General features: G+C 70.8%; 16 protein-coding genes. 12 read left to right on the forward strand and 4 right to left on the reverse strand.

All coding sequences use genetic code 11. From position 1 onward, the window contains the following. Positions 1 to 9: 9 nt before the first annotated feature. The 4 genes from AAIB33_RS02625 (at position 10) to yaaA (ending at position 3,449) form a co-directional block, all read left to right on the forward strand. On the forward strand, positions 10 to 903 hold the full coding sequence (locus AAIB33_RS02625; RefSeq protein ID WP_345802019.1) for a F0F1 ATP synthase subunit gamma: 894 nt from the start codon (positions 10 to 12) through the stop codon (positions 901 to 903). A gap of 21 nt (positions 904 to 924) precedes the next feature. Continuing rightward, positions 925 to 2,373, forward strand: coding sequence for a F0F1 ATP synthase subunit beta (gene atpD, locus AAIB33_RS02630; protein WP_345802020.1), 1,449 nt, complete (start codon positions 925 to 927; stop codon positions 2,371 to 2,373). 1 nt (position 2,374) lies between these two features. Next, on the forward strand, positions 2,375 to 2,635 hold the full coding sequence (locus tag AAIB33_RS02635) for a F0F1 ATP synthase subunit epsilon (protein WP_345802021.1): 261 nt from the start codon (positions 2,375 to 2,377) through the stop codon (positions 2,633 to 2,635). Between the two features lie 64 nt (positions 2,636 to 2,699). Beyond that, the gene (gene yaaA / locus AAIB33_RS02640; RefSeq protein WP_345802022.1) at positions 2,700 to 3,449 is read left to right on the forward strand and encodes a peroxide stress protein YaaA; all 750 of its coding nucleotides are present in this window, start codon (positions 2,700 to 2,702) and stop codon (positions 3,447 to 3,449) included. A gap of 9 nt (positions 3,450 to 3,458) precedes the next feature. On the opposite strand, the gene AAIB33_RS02645 is transcribed toward yaaA, so the two are convergent. After that, positions 3,459 to 3,923, reverse strand: a complete 465-nt coding sequence (locus AAIB33_RS02645) for a DUF4282 domain-containing protein (protein ID WP_345802023.1) — start codon at positions 3,921 to 3,923, stop codon at positions 3,459 to 3,461. Between the two features lie 174 nt (positions 3,924 to 4,097). On the opposite strand from AAIB33_RS02645, the gene AAIB33_RS02650 reads away from it, so the two are divergent. The 7 genes from AAIB33_RS02650 to AAIB33_RS02680 all read left to right on the forward strand — a co-directional run bounded on the left by AAIB33_RS02650 (position 4,098) and on the right by AAIB33_RS02680 (position 15,617). Further along, positions 4,098 to 5,168 (forward strand): hypothetical protein, encoded by a 1,071-nt coding sequence (locus AAIB33_RS02650; protein ID WP_345802024.1) that lies wholly within the window; start codon positions 4,098 to 4,100, stop codon positions 5,166 to 5,168. 94 nt (positions 5,169 to 5,262) lie between these two features. Beyond that, on the forward strand, positions 5,263 to 6,249 hold the full coding sequence (locus tag AAIB33_RS02655) for an aldo/keto reductase (RefSeq protein ID WP_345802025.1): 987 nt from the start codon (positions 5,263 to 5,265) through the stop codon (positions 6,247 to 6,249). A gap of 160 nt (positions 6,250 to 6,409) precedes the next feature. Continuing rightward, positions 6,410 to 8,143, forward strand: a complete 1,734-nt coding sequence (locus AAIB33_RS02660) for an ABC transporter ATP-binding protein (protein WP_345803492.1) — start codon at positions 6,410 to 6,412, stop codon at positions 8,141 to 8,143. 68 nt (positions 8,144 to 8,211) lie between these two features. Then, a complete protein-coding gene (locus AAIB33_RS02665; protein ID WP_345803493.1) occupies positions 8,212 to 10,236 on the forward strand; it encodes an ABC transporter ATP-binding protein in 2,025 nt (674 codons plus the stop codon). A gap of 51 nt (positions 10,237 to 10,287) precedes the next feature. Then, complete coding sequence (locus AAIB33_RS02670) at positions 10,288 to 11,079, forward strand: protein phosphatase 2C domain-containing protein (RefSeq protein WP_345802026.1); 792 nt, start codon at positions 10,288 to 10,290, stop codon at positions 11,077 to 11,079. 66 nt (positions 11,080 to 11,145) lie between these two features. Continuing rightward, positions 11,146 to 13,962 (forward strand): FtsK/SpoIIIE domain-containing protein, encoded by a 2,817-nt coding sequence (locus AAIB33_RS02675; protein WP_345802027.1) that lies wholly within the window; start codon positions 11,146 to 11,148, stop codon positions 13,960 to 13,962. A gap of 110 nt (positions 13,963 to 14,072) precedes the next feature. Then, positions 14,073 to 15,617 (forward strand): APC family permease, encoded by a 1,545-nt coding sequence (locus tag AAIB33_RS02680; RefSeq protein ID WP_345802028.1) that lies wholly within the window; start codon positions 14,073 to 14,075, stop codon positions 15,615 to 15,617. A 67-nt stretch (positions 15,618 to 15,684) separates the two neighbouring features. Here AAIB33_RS02680 and ald read toward each other — a convergent pair whose 3' ends face one another. Beyond that, entirely contained in the window at positions 15,685 to 16,800 is a 1,116-nt protein-coding gene (gene ald, locus AAIB33_RS02685) for an alanine dehydrogenase (protein ID WP_345802029.1), read from the reverse strand. A gap of 34 nt (positions 16,801 to 16,834) precedes the next feature. Then, the gene (locus AAIB33_RS02690) at positions 16,835 to 17,824 is read right to left on the reverse strand and encodes an asparaginase (RefSeq protein WP_345802030.1); all 990 of its coding nucleotides are present in this window, start codon (positions 17,822 to 17,824) and stop codon (positions 16,835 to 16,837) included. Positions 17,825 to 17,875: 51 nt separating this feature from the next. Between AAIB33_RS02690 and AAIB33_RS02695 the strand changes: the two genes are divergently transcribed. Then, on the forward strand, positions 17,876 to 18,352 hold the full coding sequence (locus AAIB33_RS02695) for an OsmC family protein (protein WP_345802031.1): 477 nt from the start codon (positions 17,876 to 17,878) through the stop codon (positions 18,350 to 18,352). 7 nt (positions 18,353 to 18,359) lie between these two features. Here the strand turns inward: AAIB33_RS02695 and AAIB33_RS02700 are convergent, their stop codons facing one another. After that, positions 18,360 to 19,046, reverse strand: a complete 687-nt coding sequence (locus tag AAIB33_RS02700; RefSeq protein ID WP_345803494.1) for a lysophospholipid acyltransferase family protein — start codon at positions 19,044 to 19,046, stop codon at positions 18,360 to 18,362. Between the last annotated feature and the right edge of the window lie 54 nt (positions 19,047 to 19,100).

The raw sequence follows: 19,100 nt of genomic DNA on the forward strand, positions 1-19,100 counted from the left end.
ACAGGAACCATGGGCGCACAACTCAGGGTCTACAAGCAGAAGATCGCTTCTGCTCAGACGACCAAGAAGATCACGAAGGCGATGGAGCTCATCGCGGCTTCGCGCATTCAGAAGGCCATGGCGCGCGTGCGCGCGTCGGCGCCTTTCGCGCGTGCCGTGACGCGGGCCGTCTCCGCCGTGGCGACGCACTCCAATGTCGACCACCCGTTGACGACCGAGCGCGAGACGATCCGCCGCTCCGCGGTCGTGATCTTCGCCTCGGACCGCGGCCTCGCCGGCGCGTTCAACTCGCAGATCCTCCGTGAGGGCGTGCAGCTCGCCGAGCTGCTGCGCTCGCAGGGCAAGGAGCCGGTGTTCTACCTCGTCGGTCGCAAGGCCGTGGGGTACTTCCAGTTCCGCCGGATCCCGAGCGCGGCCGAGTGGACGGGCGACACCGACACGCCCCACTTCCACACGGCCGAGGAGATCGCCGGCGTCCTGCTGGATGCCTACGACCGCGGCGGGAATGAGGGCGGCGTGGACGAGATCAACCTCGTCTACAACCGCTTCGTCAGCATGATGACGCAGACGCCCGAGACGGTCCGCCTCCTCCCGCTGGAGGTCGTGGAGGCGGAGGCGACGAGCGCGCAGGTGTACCCCCTGTACGAGTTCGAGCCCGAGGCCGACGTCGTGCTGGATGCCCTCCTGCCGGTGTACATCCAGAGCCGCGTCTTCAACGCCCTCCTGCAGTCGTCGGCGGCCAAGCACGCCGCGACGCAGAAGGCGATGAAGTCCGCGAGCGACAACGCCGACAAGCTCATCACCGACTACACCCGCCTGCGCAACAACGCGCGTCAGGCCGAGATCACGCAGCAGATCGCCGAGATCGTCGGCGGCGCCGACGCTCTGGCGTCGGGCAAGTAGACATACGAAAGAGAAGAAGCCATGAGCCTCACCGCTGAGAAGACGGCAGCCCCCGTCATCGGGCGCGTCGCCCGTGTCACGGGCCCCGTCGTCGACATCGAGTTCCCGCACGACTCGATCCCCGACATCTACAACGCGCTCACGACGACGGTCACCGTCGAGGGTGTGACCACCGAGTTCACCCTCGAGGTCGCACAGCACCTCGGCGACGACCTCGTGCGCGCGATCGCCCTCAAGCCGACCGACGGCGTCGTCCGCGGTCAGGAGGTGCGCGACACCGGCGGCCCCATCTCGGTGCCCGTCGGCGACGTCACCAAGGGTCGCGTCTTCAACGTGACCGGCGAGATCCTCAACGCCGAGCCCGACGAGAAGATCGAGATCACCGAGCGGTGGGGCATCCACCGCCAGGCGCCCTCGTTCGACCAGCTCGAGTCGAAGACCGAGATGTTCGAGACCGGCATCAAGAGCATCGACCTGCTCACCCCGTACGTGCAGGGCGGCAAGATCGGCCTCTTCGGCGGTGCGGGCGTCGGCAAGACGGTCCTCATCCAGGAGATGATCCAGCGCGTCGCGCAGGACCACGGCGGTGTGTCGGTGTTCGCCGGTGTCGGCGAGCGCACCCGTGAGGGCAACGACCTCATCGGTGAGATGGAGGAGGCGGGCGTCTTCGACAAGACCGCGCTCGTCTTCGGCCAGATGGACGAGCCGCCGGGGACGCGTCTGCGCGTCGCCCTGTCGGCGCTGACGATGGCGGAGTACTTCCGCGACGTCCAGAAGCAGGACGTGCTCCTCTTCATCGACAACATCTTCCGCTTCACGCAGGCCGGCTCCGAGGTGTCGACGCTGCTCGGCCGCATGCCCTCCGCCGTGGGCTACCAGCCGAACCTGGCCGACGAGATGGGCATCCTCCAGGAGCGCATCACCTCGACGCGCGGTCACTCGATCACGTCGCTGCAGGCGATCTACGTGCCCGCCGACGACTACACCGACCCGGCGCCGGCGACGACGTTCGCGCACCTCGACGCGACGACCGAGCTGTCGCGTGAGATCGCGTCGAAGGGCCTTTACCCGGCCATCGACCCGCTGACGTCGACGAGCCGCATCCTGGACCCCCGCTACATCGGCGCCGACCACTACCGCGTGGCCACGGCCGTCAAGCAGATCCTCCAGAAGAACAAGGAGCTGCAGGAGATCATCGCGATCCTCGGTGTCGACGAGCTCTCCGAAGAGGACAAGATCGTCGTCGCCCGCGCGCGCCGCATCCAGCAGTTCCTCTCGCAGAACACCTACATGGCGAAGAAGTTCACCGGCGTCGAGGGCTCCACGGTCCCGATCAAGGAGACGATCGAGTCCTTCGATGCGATCGTCAAGGGCGACTTCGACCACGTCGCCGAGCAGGCGTTCTTCAACGTCGGCGGCATCTCCGACGTCGAGGAGAAGTGGGCGCAGATCCAGAAGGAGAACGGCTGACATGCCGCTCAGCGTGAGCCTCGTCTCAGCTGAGAACGAGGTCTGGTCGGGGGAGGCGTCGCTCGTCGTCGCCAAGACCGTCCTCGGTGAGATCGGCTTCATGCCGGGGCACGAGCCCGTGCTCGCGGTCCTCGCCGAGGGCGAGGTGCGCATCACCCAGCCCGACGGGACGAAGATCGTCGCCAACGCGCAGGACGGCTTCCTGTCGATGGACGGCGACGAGGTCTCGATCGTGGCCGGCAACGCCGCCCTCATCTCCTGACGCCAGTCGTAACGCGCGCCGCTCGGATCCGTCCGGGCGGCGCGCGTCGTTTTCCGGAGCACGCATGCTGATCCTCCTGCCACCGTCCGAGACCAAGCGGGCGGGAGGCTCTCGACGCCCGCTCGATCTCGCCACGCTCGCGTTCCCCGAGCTGGCCCCGCAGCGCGAGCAGGTCCTCGCGGCGCTCGAAGAGCTGTCGACGGATGCTGCGACCGCGGCTCGCGTGCTCAAGCTCGGTGCGACGCAGCTCGGCGAGGTGGATGACAACGCCCGCGTGCGCTCGGCCCCGACGATGCCGGCCGTCGACCGCTACACGGGCGTCCTGTACGACGCGCTGGATGCGGCATCCCTCGACTCCTCGGCCCGCGGGTGGCTCGGCCGCAACGTCGTCATCCACTCGGCCCCGCTCGGGCCGGTCGGAGCGCTCGACCGCATCCCCACCTACCGGCTCGGCGCCGGAACGTCGCTGCCCGGCATCCCGCCGCTCCGCCGGGTATGGGCAGCCGCCGTCGCCGAGGCTTTCGCTGCGGCCTCGCCCGGCTTCGTCCTCGACCTGCGCTCGGAGGCGTACGCGGCGCTCGGGCCGGTGCCGGCATCCGTCCCCGCCGTCTACGTGCGCGTCGTGTCGGAGGGCGAGGGCGGTGCCGTGCGCGCGCTCAACCACTTCAACAAGCACGCCAAGGGTGTCCTCGTGCGCCGCCTAGCGACGGACCGGCCGCGCATCGGCTCGCTCGCCGGATTCGTGCGCTGGGCCGACGCCGCCGGCCTGCGCGTGCGGGACGGCGCGCCCGGCGAGCTCGAGCTCTTCGCCTGACGGCCGCGATCAGCGCTCGGTGTTGTCGGCGGTCTGCTGAGTGTTCTCGGCGATCGCGATGAGGGCCACGACCGCCTCGATGAGGAGGCGGAGCAGCACGATCGCGATGAACGTCACGAGAGGCACGAGGATGAGCGTCGCGACGAGGAGCGAGACGCCGCCGCCGACGTTGTACGAGATCAGGTTGATCGCCGTCACGATGCCGCGGACGAAGTACACGAGGAAGCCGATCGCGATCGCGATCAGCCCGACGACGTAGAAGACGCTCGCGAGGCGTCGGGTGATGAAGGTGCGGAACGAGACGTCGAAGAGCGCCCGCAGGAACCCTCGCCCGACATCGGACGCCTCGCCGACGACGCGCGGGACCCCCGTGTCGTCGGGGTCGCCCGCCGGGTCGAAGGCGCGCGTCGCCGCGGCCTCCGATGCGGGCTGGTCGGGCAGGGGAGGCGGGGTGGGGGAGGTCGAGTCGCTCATGGGATGTCCTTCCGCGGTGCGGGTGCGGTCATCGTCAGGCTAGTGCGCGGCGAGCCGTGCACGGCATGACTGACACGCGTGCATCGGCATCGCTACGATGTGACTCGGCGAGGCCGAGGGCCTCCTGGACGCGAAGGCGATGCGTCCGTCTTCGACTCTCTAGGAGCTCGTTCCATGGACTACAACGATTATGGCTCTGGGGGCTTGATCGCGTTCTACCTCCTGCTGGTCCCCGTCTTCTTCGTCTTCGGCATCGCGTTCTACATCCTCAGTTCGTGGTTCCTCATGAAGATCTTCGACAAGGCGGGCGTGCAGGGGCGCTGGCGCGCGTGGATCCCCGTGTACAACACGATGGTCTTCACCAAGCTCGGCGACCTGAACCCGTGGCTCATCCTCATCGCCTGGGGTGCCGCGGCGGTGCTCGCCTGGATCCCGCTCATCGGCTGGATCGTCAGCCTGCTGCCCGCCGTCGTGCTGCTGCTCGCGGCGTGGCGCGTGGGTCTGAAGCTGCAGAAGGAGGCGGTGTGGCTGATCCTCGCCTTCTTCCTCTGGATCGTGTGGCTCGGCATACTCGGCTTCGACCGCTCGCGCTGGAACACCGCCGTGCCCGCGGCTCCCTGGGCCAACAACGGCTTCTTCGGCGACCGCACGAACTGGTCGGGGATCCCCGCCCAGACGCCGGCCGTCGGATACGCGGGGCAGGCCGGCTACGCCGCGCCCGGCGCGTACCCCCCGCCCGCCGGCTACGCAGCCCCGCCCGCGGGATACGCCGAGCCGCCCGCGGGCTACACGCAGCCGCCGGCCGGGTACACCCAGCCGCCGGCGGGCTACACGCAGCCGCCGGCCGGCTACGCCGCCCCGCCCGTCGCGTCCGAGCCTCCCGCCGCCGAGCCGCCCGCGGGCTACTCGCCTCCGCCCGCCGCCCCTGAGGCGTCCGCGGGCTACACGGCCGCGCCGGCGGCCGCCGCCGCATCGGCACCCGAGCCCCCTGCCGCCCCTGAGCCGCCCGCGGCCCCCGGCGCCCCGGCAGCGCCCGAGCCGCCGTCGGCGCCCGAGACCCCGGTCTCGCCCGAGCCGCCCGTCCTCCCCGAGCCTCCCGTCGAGCCGGCCCCGCCGGTCACGCCGGAGCCCGCGCCCCCGGTGGCGCCGGAGCCCCCCGTGACGTCGGAGCCCGGCGCAGCGTCCGAGCCCTCGGTGTCGTTCGGACCCGACGAGCCGGAAGCGCCCGCGGCGCCGAAGGCCTAGCATCCATCCCGTGAACCCCCGTCCTCCCGGACGGGGGTTCACGCGTTCGCGCCCCGGGCGCCGGGTCGGACGGGCACGCGGCTAGCGTGGAGTCATGACCACGGAATCCGTCCCCCTGCGGCGCGTCGGCGCGTCGGGCCTCCTCGTCTCGGCGATCGGCCTCGGCTGCAACAACTTCGGGCGCAGCGGCACCCGCACCGAGAGCCTCGAGGGCACGCGCGAGGTACTGGACGCCGCCCTCGACGCGGGGGTGACGTTCCTCGACACGGCCGACATCTACGGCAAGGAGCCCGGGCTCTCGGAGAGCCTCATGGGCGCCGCCCTCACCGGGCGCCGCGACCGCTTCGTGCTCGCGACGAAGTTCGGTCACGCCGACTTCGCACCCGCCGTGCTGGGCGGGTCGAAGGCATCCCGCACCCACGTGCGCCGGGCGGTCGAGGCATCCCTCACTCGACTGCGGACGGACTGGATCGACCTCTACCAGCTGCACACCCCCGATCCCGAGACGCCCATCGAGGAGACCCTCGACGTGCTCGGCGACCTCGTGCGGGAGGGCAAGGTGCGCTACATCGGACACTCGAACCTGTCGGGCTGGCAGATCGCCGAGGCGCACTTCGTCGCGCGCGAGCGGCACGCCGTGCCGTTCGTCTCGTCGCAGAACCAGTACAGCCTGCTCGCGCGCGGGGCCGAGCGGAACATCCTCCGCGCCGTCGAGCGCTACGGACTGGGCTTCTTCCCGTTCTTCCCCCTGCAGAACGGGCTGCTCACGGGCAAGTTCACGAGGAATGCCGCGCCCGCCGACTCGCGGATCATGCGGCAGCGACCCCACCTCTACGAGAACGCGCCGTGGGATGCCCTCGAGGCCTACCAGGCGTTCTGCGACGAGCGCGGGATCACGATGCTCGAGGCGACGATGGCCTGGTTCCTCGCCAAGCCCGTCGTCTCGAGCGTCATCGCGGGTGCGACGAGCCCCGAGCAGGTGCGCGCGAACGCCGCCGCCGCGACCGCCTGGACGCCCGGCGCGGACGACCTCGCCGCGATCGACGGGTTCTTCCCGCCCGCGCCCGCCGCCGACATGTAGCGGCCCGCACGCGGCGAGCGGCGCCGGCTCGCGGCATCCATCGCCTGTTTCGCTGTCAGCGCACGCGACGCGTTTGAATCCCGGCGGGCGACAGGCGTAGCGTCGTTCGACGTGCGACGCCGCCTTGGGGGCGGACTTCGCCGTGTTCGAAAGGACCCCCGTGCTCGGCAAGCTCCTCGCGCGATACCTGAGCCCCGCCTGGCTGCTCATCATCGCCGTCATCGTGTTCCAACTGGCGCAATCGATCGCGTCGCTCATGCTGCCGACGCTCAACGCCGACATCATCGACAACGGCGTCGTCACGGGTGACATCGACTACATCTGGCGGACGGGCGGCGTCATGCTGCTCGTGAGCCTCGTGCAGGTCGTGTGCGCGATCGTCGCCGTCTACTTCGGCTCGCGCCTCGCGATGGGCATGGGCCGCGAGCTGCGCGGCGACCTCTTCCACCGCGTCGTCGCGTTCTCGCAGCGCGAGGTCGGCCAGTTCGGCGCGCCGTCGCTCATCACCCGCAACACCAACGACGTGCAGCAGGTGCAGATGCTCGTGCAGGTCTCGGCGACCCTCATGGTGTCGGCGCCGATGCTGGCGATCGGCGGCGTCATCATGGCGGTCCGCCAGGATGCGGGCCTGTCGTGGCTCATGGCCGTGGCCATCCCGATCCTCCTCATCATCGTCGGGCTGATCGTGTGGCGCATGGTGCCCGCCTTCACGCAGATGCAGAAGAAGATCGACCGCGTCAACCAGATCATGCGGGAGCAGCTCACCGGCATCCGGGTCATCCGCGCCTTCGTCCGCGAGCGCGAGGAGCGTGCGCGCTTCGCGACGGCGAGCGAGGACGTCATGGCGAGCGGCCTCAAGGCCGGAAACCTCATGGCCATCATGTTCCCCGCCGTCATGCTCGTCATGAACGTCTCGAGCGTCGCGGTCATCTGGTTCGGCGCGTTCCAGGTGCAGGACAACGGCGTGCAGATCGGCACCCTCATCGCGTTCCTCAGCTACCTCATGCAGATCCTCATGGGCGTCATGATGGCCACCTTCATGTTCGTCATGATCCCGCGCGCCGCCGTCTGCGCGAACCGCATCGGCGAGGTGCTCGACACGGAGCCGTCGGTCGCGCTGCCGGTCGACCCGCACGCGCCGCCCGCGGAGATCGGACGGGTCCAGTTCGACCACGTCGACTTCGCCTACCCGGGCGCCGACGACGCCGTGCTCCACGACCTCACCTTCACCGTCGAACCCGGCACGACGACGGCCATCATCGGCTCGACGGGCGCCGGCAAGACGACGCTCGTCGGCCTCGTGCCGCGGCTCTTCGACGTCACGGCCGGAGTCGTGCGCGTCGACGGCGTCGACGTGCGGGACTACGACCCCGACCTGCTGTGGAAGCGCATCGGCCTCATTCCGCAGCGCGCCTTCCTCTTCTCGGGCACGATCGCCTCCAACCTCCGCTACGGCGACGAGGAGGCGACCGACGACGAGCTGTGGCGTGCGCTCGAGCTCGCGCAGGCGAAGGACTTCGTCGAGGCGATGCCCGAGGGACTGGCCGCACCGATTGCTCAAGGCGGCACGAACGTCTCGGGCGGCCAGCGGCAGCGCCTCGCGATCGCGCGGGCACTGACCAAGCGCCCGGGCATCTACATCTTCGACGACTCGTTCTCGGCGCTCGACCTGCGGACGGATGCCGAGCTCCGGCGTGCCCTCGACACCCACCTGCCGGAGGCGACCCGCATCGTCGTCGCGCAGCGCGTCTCGACGATCCAGCACGCCGACCAGATCATCGTGCTCGACCACGGGCGCATGGTCGGCGTCGGAACCCACGACGAGCTCGTCGAGTCGAACGAGACCTACCGCGAGATCGTCGATTCGCAGCTCGCGGCGGAGGCGGCGGCATGAGCGGCTCGCAGACGAATCGCGGCGGCGGCTCCACCGAGTCGACGCCGACCCAGACACCGCCGCGCCGCATGCCCGCGGGCCGCGGACCGTTCGGCCAGGTCGCCCCCGGCGAGAAGGCGCAGAACTTCGGCCCGAGCGCGAAGCGCCTCCTCGGCACGCTGCGCAGCGACATGCCGCAGCTCATCGTCGTGCTCGTGCTCGGCATCCTGAGCGTCACCCTCTCGGTGATCGGCCCGAAGCTCCTCGGCAACGCGACCAATGTCGTCTTCGCGGGCTTCGTGTCGCTGCAGACGCCTGCGGGCATGACGCAGCAGCAGGTGATCGACGGGCTCATCGCGCAGGGCGATCAGCAGCAGGCCGACATGCTCTCGACGATGACCTTCGTCCCCGGCGCCGGCATCGACTTCCAGGAGCTCGCCATGATCGTCATGGCCGTGCTCCTCGTCTACATCTTCGCGAGCATCTTCTCGTGGCTGCAGGCCCGCATCCTGAACGGCGTGGTGCAGCGCGCGATGAACCGGCTGCGCCTCCAGGTCGAGGCGAAGGTGCACCGCCTGCCGCTGTCCTACTTCGACAAGGTGCAGCGCGGCGAGCTCCTCAGCCGCGTGACGAACGACGTCGACAACATCGGCCAGACGATGCAGCAGACCCTCTCGCAGGTCGTGATCTCGCTGCTGACCGTCATCGGCGTGCTGATCATGATGTTCCTGATCTCGCCGCTGCTGGCCGTCATCGCCCTCGTGACGATCCCGCTGACGCTCGTCGTGACGGTGCTCGTCGCCAAGCGCTCGCAGAAGCTCTTCGTCGCGCAGTGGGCGGCGACCGGCAAGCTCAACGCACGCGTCGAGGAGACCTTCTCGGGCCACTCCATCGTCAAGGTCTTCGGCCACCAGAAGGAGGTCGAGGCGTCGTTCCGCGACGAGAACGAAGAGGTCTACAAGGCGAGCTTCGGCGCCCAGTTCATCTCCGGCATCATCATGCCCGCCATGATGTTCATCGGGAACCTCGTCTACGTCGCGATCGCCGTCGTCGGCGGCCTCCAGGTCGCCGCCGGCCTCATGTCGATCGGCGACGTGCAGGCCTTCATCCAGTATTCGCGGCAGTTCACGCAGCCGCTCAGCCAGCTGGGCTCCATGGCCAACCTGCTGCAGTCGGGCGTCGCGAGCGCCGAGCGCGTGTTCGAGCTGCTCGACGAGGACGAGGAGTCGCTCGACCCGGATCCCGCCGACACGGCGCCGGAGTCGGCGAGCCACCTCGCGTTCGAGGACGTGTCGTTCCGCTACGCCGCCGACAAGCCGCTCATCGACGGCCTCGCGCTCGAGGCGCACCCGGGCAGCACTGTCGCGATCGTCGGCCCGACGGGGGCGGGCAAGACGACGCTCGTGAACCTCATCATGCGGTTCTACGACGTGGATGCCGGCCGGATCACGCTCGACGGGGTCGACACCCGCACGATGTCGCGCGACGACCTCCGGGCCCGCACGGGCATGGTGCTGCAGGACACGTGGCTGTTCGCAGGGACGATCCGCGAGAACATCGCATACGGGCGGCCGGACGCCTCGGACGAGGAGATCGTCGCCGCAGCGAAGGCCGCGTACGTGGACCGGTTCGTGCACGCGCTCCCCGAGGGCTACGAGACGATGCTCGACGACGAGGCCACCAACCTGAGCGTCGGCGAGCGTCAGCTCGTGACGATCGCGCGCGCGTTCCTCGCCGATCCCCGCATCCTGATCCTCGACGAGGCGACGTCGTCCGTCGACACCCGCACCGAGCTCCTCATCCAGCGGGCGATGTCGCGCCTGCGCGCGGATCGGACGGCGTTCGTCATCGCGCACCGGCTGTCGACGATCCGGGATGCCGACCTCATCCTCGTGATGGAGAACGGGTCGATCGTGGAGCAGGGCTCGCACGATGAGCTGCTGCGTGCCCGCGGCGCGTACTGGCGTCTCTACAACGCGCAGTTCGAGGCTGCCATCGACGACGACGAGGCACAGGCGCCGGTGCTCGTGGGCGCGCCTCCGATCCCCACCGTCGGCGAGCTCATCGCCGACGAGGGCGTCGAGGTGGGCGAGACCGGTTCCACTAGTATGTGAGCACATCCGCGGGCCGGTCGGTCCGCGTCCGGCTCATGGGAGGATAGCGGCGTGTCCGAAGTATCCACCCAGCATCGCTCCGTGCACCTCGGGGGTGCCTCGGACGGCACGATCGAGCTCACGTGGGCGGGTGCGACCCACACGGGTCGTCGTCGCGAGGTCAATCAGGACGCCCTGCTGACGGCGTTCCCGCTGTACATCGTCGCCGACGGCATGGGCGGTCACCTCGGCGGCGAGATCGCGAGCTCGTCGACGGTCGAGCGGCTCCAGGGAGTCGTCGACGGCGGATCCGTCACGCCGAAGGCGATCGAGAAGGGGCTCGCGCGCGCCGTCAAGGACATCGCGTCGCACCCCGATGCGACCGACGACGGCACCGGCACGACCCTGACGGGCGTGTACCTCGACGTGTCCGAGAAGCCTCCGCACTGGGTCACCCTCAACATCGGCGATTCGCGGGTGTACCTCCTCCGGGACGGCTCCCTCGCGCAGGTGACGACCGACCACTCCGTCGTCCAGGAGCTCATCGCCGCGGGGCGGTTGAGCCCCGAGGAGGCCGAGAACCATCCCTACGGCAACGTCATCACGCGTGCCGTGGGCCCGAGCGACAGCGTCACCCCCGACTACGTGCGCCTCGATGTCGCCGATGGCGACCGGTTCGTCATCTGCTCCGACGGGCTGACGAAAGAGCTGACCGACTACGGCATCCAGCACTTCCTCGACGAGAACGCCGACCCGGCCGACGCCGTGTCGTCGATGCTCGACGCCGCGCTCGAGAACGGCGGCCGCGACAACATCACGATCATCGTGCTCGACGTCGCCGTCTCCTCCACAGAGCCGCGCTGACCCCCGCTCTCCACAGTCGGCGGTCCTCCGGGTTGTCGCCGCGGCCGGGGCCGTTTGACTGACGGGATGCCGCTGCCCGCCCCGTCTTCCGCTCCCGCTTCCGTCGTGGGGGAGCCCCTCGCCTTCGCCGATGTGCTCGAGGAGCCGCTCGCCCTTCCCCCGGAGCGCACGCCGCCCAGCCGCGCCCCCGTGCCGATCCTCGCCATGATCGTCCCTCTCGCGGGAGCGGTCGTCCTGTGGCTCGTGACGGGGTCGATGCTCTCCCTGTGGCTCGCGCTGCTCGGCCCTCTCATCGCGGGCGCGACGCTGCTCGACGGCGTGCGCGCGGGACGCCGCGACCGCCGCAAGGCGTCGGCGGAGACGGAGGCCGCGCTCGACCGCGTCGCTGCGGCGATCGACGCGCGCCACGAGCGGGAGCGCGACCGGCGGCGGGCGAGACACCCCGATGTCCGGGGGTTCCTCGGGCAGGATGCCGAAGTCTGGCGGCCGAGCCCGGGTCGGGCCGAGGTGCTCGTCGTCGGCTCCGGGCCCGTTCCGAGCGGACTGCAGATCACGGGCGGGGGAGCAGACGAGCGAAGTATCGCCCTCCGCCGTCGCGCGAGGACGGTTCCCGATGCCCCGGTCGCGGTGCCCGCCACGGGAGGCGTCGCCGTCGTGGCGGGCCCCGCGCTCGCGGGCGCCGTGTCGCGCGCCCTCGTCCTGCAGGCGTGTCTCACGGCACCGCCGGGCGAGCTGCGCATCGTGGGGCCGCTGCACCCCGATGACGCGTGGGCCGAGCGGCTCCCGCACCGGCGCGCGGCAACGGGGACGGCGCTCGCCGTCGTCGCGGTCGGCGAGGCGGTTCCGCCCGAAGCCGAGGTCGCGATCGTGCGGGCGGACCCCGCCGCTCCGCCACCCCCGAGGTGCTCGGCCGTCCTGACGGTCGCCTCGCCGAGGCGCGGGCGGCTCGATGCCGGCGGCGAGACGTGCGACGTCGCCGTCGAAGGCGTCTCCGTCGCGCAGGCGATGCTCATCGCGGAGCAGCTGGAGGAACGGGCGGCGAGCACCCTCGGGACGACGTCCGCGGCGCCGTCCGTCGCTCTCGCGGACCTGCTTCCCGGCGCGCCCTCCACGGGACTTGCTGCCGTCATCGGAGTCGAGCACGGCGCGCCGACCGTCGTGGACCTCGTCGCCGACGGCCCGCACGCGGTCGTGGCCGGCATGACGGGCACGGGCAAGAGCGAGCTCCTCATCACCTGGGTGCTGTCGCTGTGCGCGACGCGCTCGCCGCGCGAGGTGAGCTTCCTCCTCGCCGACTTCAAGGGCGGCACGGCCTTCGACGCGCTCGCCGAGCTGCCGCACGTGACCGGCGTCATCACCGACCTCGACGGCGCGGGCGCGCGTCGGGCCCTCGAGAGCCTGCGGGCCGAGGTCCGGTGGCGTGAGGGCGAGCTCGCCGGCGTCGGCGCGCGTGACATCCTCGATCCGCGCGTAGAGCTGCCCCGGCTCGTCGTCGTGGTCGACGAGTTCGCCGCGCTGCTCGGCGACCACCCCGAGCTGCACGCCGTGTTCACCGACATCGCCGCGCGGGGCCGCGCTCTCGGCGTGCACCTCGTCCTCGGCACACAGCGCGTCTCGGGCGTCGTGCGGGAGGCGCTCCTCGCCAACTGCCCGCTCCGGGTCAGCCTGCGCGTCGCGGACGCCGCCGACAGCCGCGCCGTCATCGGCTCCGACGAGGCGGCGGCGCTCCCCGGCGGCGAGGCGGGTCGCGGCATCGCGCTCGTCCGCCGCGCGGGGGATGCCGCCGCGCGGCGAGTGCGCGTGGCTCTGTCCTCGCCCGGTGACGTCGCGAAGGTCATCGCCGTGTCCGACGGACACCGGCCACGGCGGCCCTGGCTGCCCGACCTTCCGACCCGGATCGACCTCGCCGACCTCCCGCCCGCCGGGTTCGGCGAACTCGTGCTCGGGCTCGCCGACGAGCCGGACAGGCAGCGGCAGGTGCCCGTCACGGTGACCGAGGGCGACCGCGGCCTCCTCGTCGTCGGGGCGGCCGGCACCGGCAGATCGACGGCGCTGCGCACGCTCGCCGCGCAGCACGACGCGCGGATCGTCGTGCCGGCAGACCCGGAGGAGGCCTGGGACGCCGTCGCCCGCCTCTCGGACGAGCCGCCGGGCCGAGGCACGCTCGTCGTCCTCGACGACCTCGACGCGCTCGCGTCGCGGTATCCGCACGAGTACGCCGCCGAGCTGCACGAGCGGGTGGAGCGCCTCGTGCGGACAGCGGGCGACCACGGCGTGCTGGTCGTCGCGTCGGCCCAGCGGCTGACGGGTGCCGCGGGGCGGATCGCCGAGCTGCTGCCGCGGCGCCTGCTGCTCGGCGCGTCCACCCGCTCGGAGTATCTCGCCCTGGGCGGGGACGCGGCTCACTTCGCGCCCGACCAGCCGCCCGGTCGCGGACGCCTCGGCGGGCGCGCCGTGCAGGTCGCGGTCGGGCCGGCGCTTCCCGTCGCGCCGGAACGCGTCGTCGTCCCGTGGTCTCCGGTGGACGCCGTCACGGGCTTCGTCGCCCGCAGGTCTCCCGCCGCCAGGGCGGCGCTCGCCGCCTGGGAGGCGGACGGCGTGCGCATCGCGCGCGTCGGCGACGTGAGCGACCTCGACGGCGGCGGGGCCGAGCGCCTCGTGCTGGTGGGCGACGCGGAGGACTGGCAGCGCCAGTGGCAGACGCTGACCGCCGTCCGAGCGGGCCATTCCCTCGTCATCGACACGTCGGTCGCGGCCGACTTCCGCGCGCTCAGTGCAGATCGCGTGCTGCCGCCGTACTGCGCGGCGGGCCGCGGCCGTGCGTGGCTGTGCCGCGATGCCCTCCCCGCCGAGCGGATCGCGCTGCCGCAGGCAGCCGTGTGACATGACGGTCGCGACGGATCGTCCGGGGGAGTGCCGCTCCCGCGACACCTCGCACCGCCGTGGCCGCTCGCCCTTGACCGTTCACGAGGCCGACCCGTACGTTTCACCATGTGTCAACAACCCCGATAAACCTGGACCGGCCCGACGGCAAGGGACTCAAAGCGGGCGCACTCGGCCTCTGGGGCTCGACCGTCATCGGTCTCGCCTCGACGGCTCCCGTCTATTCGCTCGTCGCCACCCTCGGCTTCGTCGTGCTCGCGGTCGGTGGGCAGGCGCCCATCGCCTTCGTCATCGCCTTCATCCCGATGCTCTTCATCGCCTTCGCGTACCGGGAGCTCAACAACGAAGTGCCCGACTGCGGCACGACCTTCACGTGGGGGACGAAGGCGTTCGGACCGTGGATCGGCTGGATGGGCGGCTGGGGCGTGGCGGTCGCAGGCATGGTCGTGCTCGCGAACCTCGCCCAGATCGCCGCGATCTACTTCTGGTCGCTGTTCGGCGACGGCTCGCTCTCCGAGAACTACTTCCTCGTCACGCTGACCGGTGTCGTCTTCATCGCCGCGATGACGTGGGTCAGCTGGCGCGGGGTCGAGATCGGCGAGCGCATCCAGAACATCCTGCTCGGCATCCAGTACCTCGCCCTCGCGATCTTCGTGATCGCCGCGCTGTGGCAGTTCTTCGCCGGCACGGCGCCTGACCCGACCCCGTTCCAGTGGTCGTGGTTCAACCCGTTCGCCTTCACCGACTGGAGCGCCTTCATCGAGGCGATCCTCCTCGCGCTCTTCATCTACTGGGGGTGGGACACGTGTCTCGCGCTCAACGAGGAGACGAAGGATCCCAAGCGGATCCCGGGTCGCGCGGCGCTGCTGACGACGGTCATCCTGCTCGTCACCTACGTGACCGTGACGGTGGCGGCGATGATGTACGCGGGTCTCGGCTCGGAGGGCACGGGCCTCGGCAACGAGGCGAACGCCGACGACTTCTTCCTCGCGATCAAGGACGGCCTGCTCGGCCCGGTCGGCTGGGTGCTCGTCGTCGCCGTCATGATCTCGGCGATCTCGTCGACGCAGACGACGATCCTCCCCACGGCTCGCGGGACGCTCGCGATGGCGGCCTACAAGGCGCTCCCCAAGCGGTTCGCCGACGTGCACCCCGAATACAAGACGCCGTCGTTCTCGACGCTCGTGATGGGCGTCGTGGCGATCATCTACTACGTCGGCATGTCGCTCATCAGCGACAACATCCTGCAGGACTCGATCCTCTCGCTCGGCCTCGCGATCGCGTTCTACTACGCCATCACCGGCTTCGCCTGCATCTGGTACTACCGGCGCACCCTGTTCACGTCGGCACGGAACTTCTTCTACCGGTTCCTCTTCCCGCTGCTGGGCGGGCTCATGCTGACATACGCATTCGTGCAGTCCGCGATCGACATGTGGGATCCGGACTACGGCTACACCGTGCTCTTCGGCGTCGGGGGCGCCTTCGTCCTGGGTATCGGAGCGCTCCTCGTCGGCGTGCTCCTGATGTTCCTCTGGTACTTCTTCCCGCGGGCGAAGCCGTTCTTCCGCGGTGAGAGCCTCAACGAGGAGACGCCCGTGCTCGTGCCCGAGGACCCCGCCGAGTTCAGCCGATCCATCGACGGCGGACTCGTCTGACACGTCTCACAGGCCGCGGCCCCCGCTCCGATGGAGCGGGGGCCGCGTCGTTCGTGCGAGGGGAGCGTCAGGACAGGGCGTCGGCCAGCGGCGCGAGCTCGAGCCCGTGCGCCGTGGCGACGCCCGGATTGACGATCGTGCCGCCCACCGTGTTGAGCCCCGCCGCGAGCGCGGCATCGGCGCGCAGCGCGTCCTTCCAGCCCGAGCGGACGATCTGGCGGATGTAGGGGAGCGTCGCGTTCGTGAGTGCCGACGTGGAGGTGTTCGGCACCGCGCCGGGCATGTTCGCGACGCAGTAGAAGATGCTCCCGTGCACGGGGAACGTCGGGTCGGCGTGCGTCGTGGGGTGGGTGTCCTCGAAGCATCCGCCCTGGTCGACCGCGATGTCGACGAGCACGCTGCCCGGGCGCATGCGCCGCACCATGTCGTTCGTCACGAGCTTGGGCGCCTTGGCGCCGGGAATGAGCACCGACCCGATCACGAGATCCGAGTCGGTGACCGCCCGGTCGAGGTCGAGAGGGTTGGATGCCGCGGTCTTGACGCGACCCTGGAAGTGGTCGTCGAGGTAGCGCAGCCGCTGGACGTTGGTGTCGAAGACCGTGACGTCGGCGCCCAGGCCCACGGCGATGACCGCGGCGTTGGCGCCCGCGACCCCGCCGCCGATCACGGTGACCCGCGCGGAGCGCGTGCCGGGGACCCCCGACATCAGAAGGCCCAGACCCCCGGCCGAGCGCAGGAGGGTCGCGGCGCCGACGGTCGGCGCGAGCCGCCCCGCGACCTCGCTCATGGGGGCGAGGAGCGGCAGTCCACCGCCTGCCAGCTGCACCGTCTCGTAGGCGATCGCGGTGACGCCGTCGGCGACGAGGCGCTCCGTGAGCGGCCGGTCGGCGGCGAGGTGGAGGTAGGTGAAGAGCACGAGGTCGTCGCGGAAGTAGCCGTACTCGCTCGCGATCGGCTCCTTGACCTTGAGGAGGAGCTCGGCACGGGCCCACACGTCGGCCGCGTCGTCGAGGAGCGTCGCCCCGGCAGCCTCGTATTCCGAATCCGGCATCGACGACCCCAGGCCCGCCCCCCGCTGCACGAACACCTCGTGCCCCGAGGCGACGAGATCGTGGACGCCCGCGGGGGTCAGCGCGACGCGATACTCGTTGTTCTTGATTTCGGTGGGTACGCAGATCCTCATCGATCGCTCCTTTCGGCTCCTTGTGGGAGCGGTGCTAGACGACGGGGCGGATCGCCCCGACATCGCGGCCGCCGCCGGACACCGACAGCGGAAGTCTCGTCATGGTGTCGGCGACAGCGGCCGACGTGAGAGCGCCGGAGCGCTCGAGCAGCCGGAGCGCGACGGCCATCGCGGCGCGACCGCTTCCGTCGAGCATCTTGAGTGCGACGGTCGTGCCGTTCGGCGCGACGACCACGACGACGCCCTCCGCGCCCGTCTTCGCGAAGACTCCCAGACGCTCGATCGCGACGGTGTCGGGGCGGCCCGGGCCGTCGATGGTCCAGGGGTGCTCGCGGACCGCTCGGACGAGCGTCCCGGCCTGGCGGTGGAGCGCGAACGGCGACGTCTGCGACGCCGTGCCGACGCGGTGGATCGCCTTCGCGAGGCCGCCCAGACTCATGGCGTACACGGGGGCGCCGCATCCATCCACCGCCGTGGCGCGCGCCTTCTCGCCGATGAGGCGCTCCACGACGTCGCGGATGTGGACCTGCAGGGGATGCTCGGGGTCGAGGTAGCCGCGGGGATCCCAGCCGTTCGCCGTGCAGGTCAGGAGCATCGCGGCGTGCTTGCCGGAGCAGTTCATGCGGATGCGGGCCGGCTCGTAGTGCTCGCGCACCATCTCGTCGCGCGTCGCCTGGTCGAGAGGCCAGGCCGCGGGGCAGCCCAGGTCCTCTTCGCCGAGGCCCGCGGCCTGCAGGATGTCGCGCACGACCGAGACGTGCCGATCGGTTCCGCTGTGGCTCGCCGTCGCGAGTCCGAGCATCTCGTTCTCGAGGGGAGCGCCCGCCGTCAGGCACGCGAGCGCCTGCAGCGGCTTGAGGCTCGAGCGGGGGAGGATCGGCGCCGACACGTCGCCGAGCTGCTCGATCACGAGCCCGTCGGGGGACAGGACGAGGGCGGAACCGGAGTGGCGGGACTCGACGAAGCCGCTGCGTTCGACGACGGCAAGCTCGACGGCGTCAGCTGCGGCGAAGGTCTGCGGCACCCAGCCAGCCTACCGTCGGGGAGGGGAGGCATCCCGTGACAGACTGTCCGCATGTTCGGCGAGCACCGGTACCGTCTGCACACGACCTGGACCGGCAACCGCGGCTCGGGAACGAGCGGCTACCGCGAGTACGACCGCTCCACGACGATCGAGATCCCCGGCAAGCCCGTGCTCCACGCGTCCAGCGACAAGCCCTTCCGGGGCGACCCCGCCCGGTGGAATCCCGAGGACATGCTCGTCGCTGCGCTCAGCCAGTGCCACCTGCTGTCGTACCTGCACGCCTGCGTCGAGGCGGGGGTCGTCGTGGTCGGCTATCGGGACGACGCATCCGGCCTGCTCGTCGAGGACGGGCGCGGCGGCGGCCGCATGACGCAGGTCGTGCTCAGGCCGCACGTGACGATCGCCCACGAGTCGATGAGGGATGCCGCGACCGCCGCCCACGAGCAGGCTCACGCCTGGTGCTTCATCGCCAATTCCGTGAACTTCCCCGTCCTGCACGAGCCCACGATCGAGGTCGCGGCGCGCTGACGGGAGCTCAGCGGCGCTCGTGCGGGAGCACCTGCTTGATGCGGTCGATCCCGTGCGCCGGCGCCTCGTTGTAGGCGTTCGCGAGCTCCTGCCCGGAGAGCGCGTGGATCGCGGCCATGATCTCGTCGGTCGCGAGGCGACGGGCCTTGCCCGAGTCGGCGGTGCCATGGTGCGAGAGGTCGAGGGGCTCGCCGAAGCGCACCCCGACCTTCTCCGACAGGGACGGCATCTTGGCGCCGACGGGCATGACGCGGTCGGTGCCGGTGAGCCCCACCGGCACGACGGGCGCCCCGGTCTGCAGAGCGAGGAAGGCGACGCCGGTCCGGCCCTTGTACAGGCGCCCGTCGAGCGAGCGCGTGCCCTCGGGGTACAGCGCGACGGCGCGGCCCTCATCGAGGAGCTGACGCTGCTGGTCGAGGGCGTCGAGCGCCGCCTGGCCGGCGCCGCGCTTGACGGGGATCGCGCCGATCGCCGTGAAGAACTCGCGCGACAGCCAGCCCGAGAAGCCCTTGCCGTCGAAGTAGCTCTCCTTCGCGAGGAAGTGCACGGGACGCGGCGAGGCGACCGGGATCGCGATCGAGTCGAGGAAGGAGAGGTGGTTGCTCGCGAAGATGACCGCGCCCGACTTCGGGACATTGGCCCTGCCCTCGACGTGGGGACGGTAGATGAGACGACCGAGCGGGGCGAGGACCATGCGCCCGACGGCGTAGGTGAACCCGATGCCTCCGGGGGAGGCGTCCTCGGGGAC

The sequence above is a fragment of the Microbacterium sp. AZCO genome (assembly GCF_039614715.1).
GTDB lineage: Bacteria > Actinomycetota > Actinomycetes > Actinomycetales > Microbacteriaceae > Microbacterium.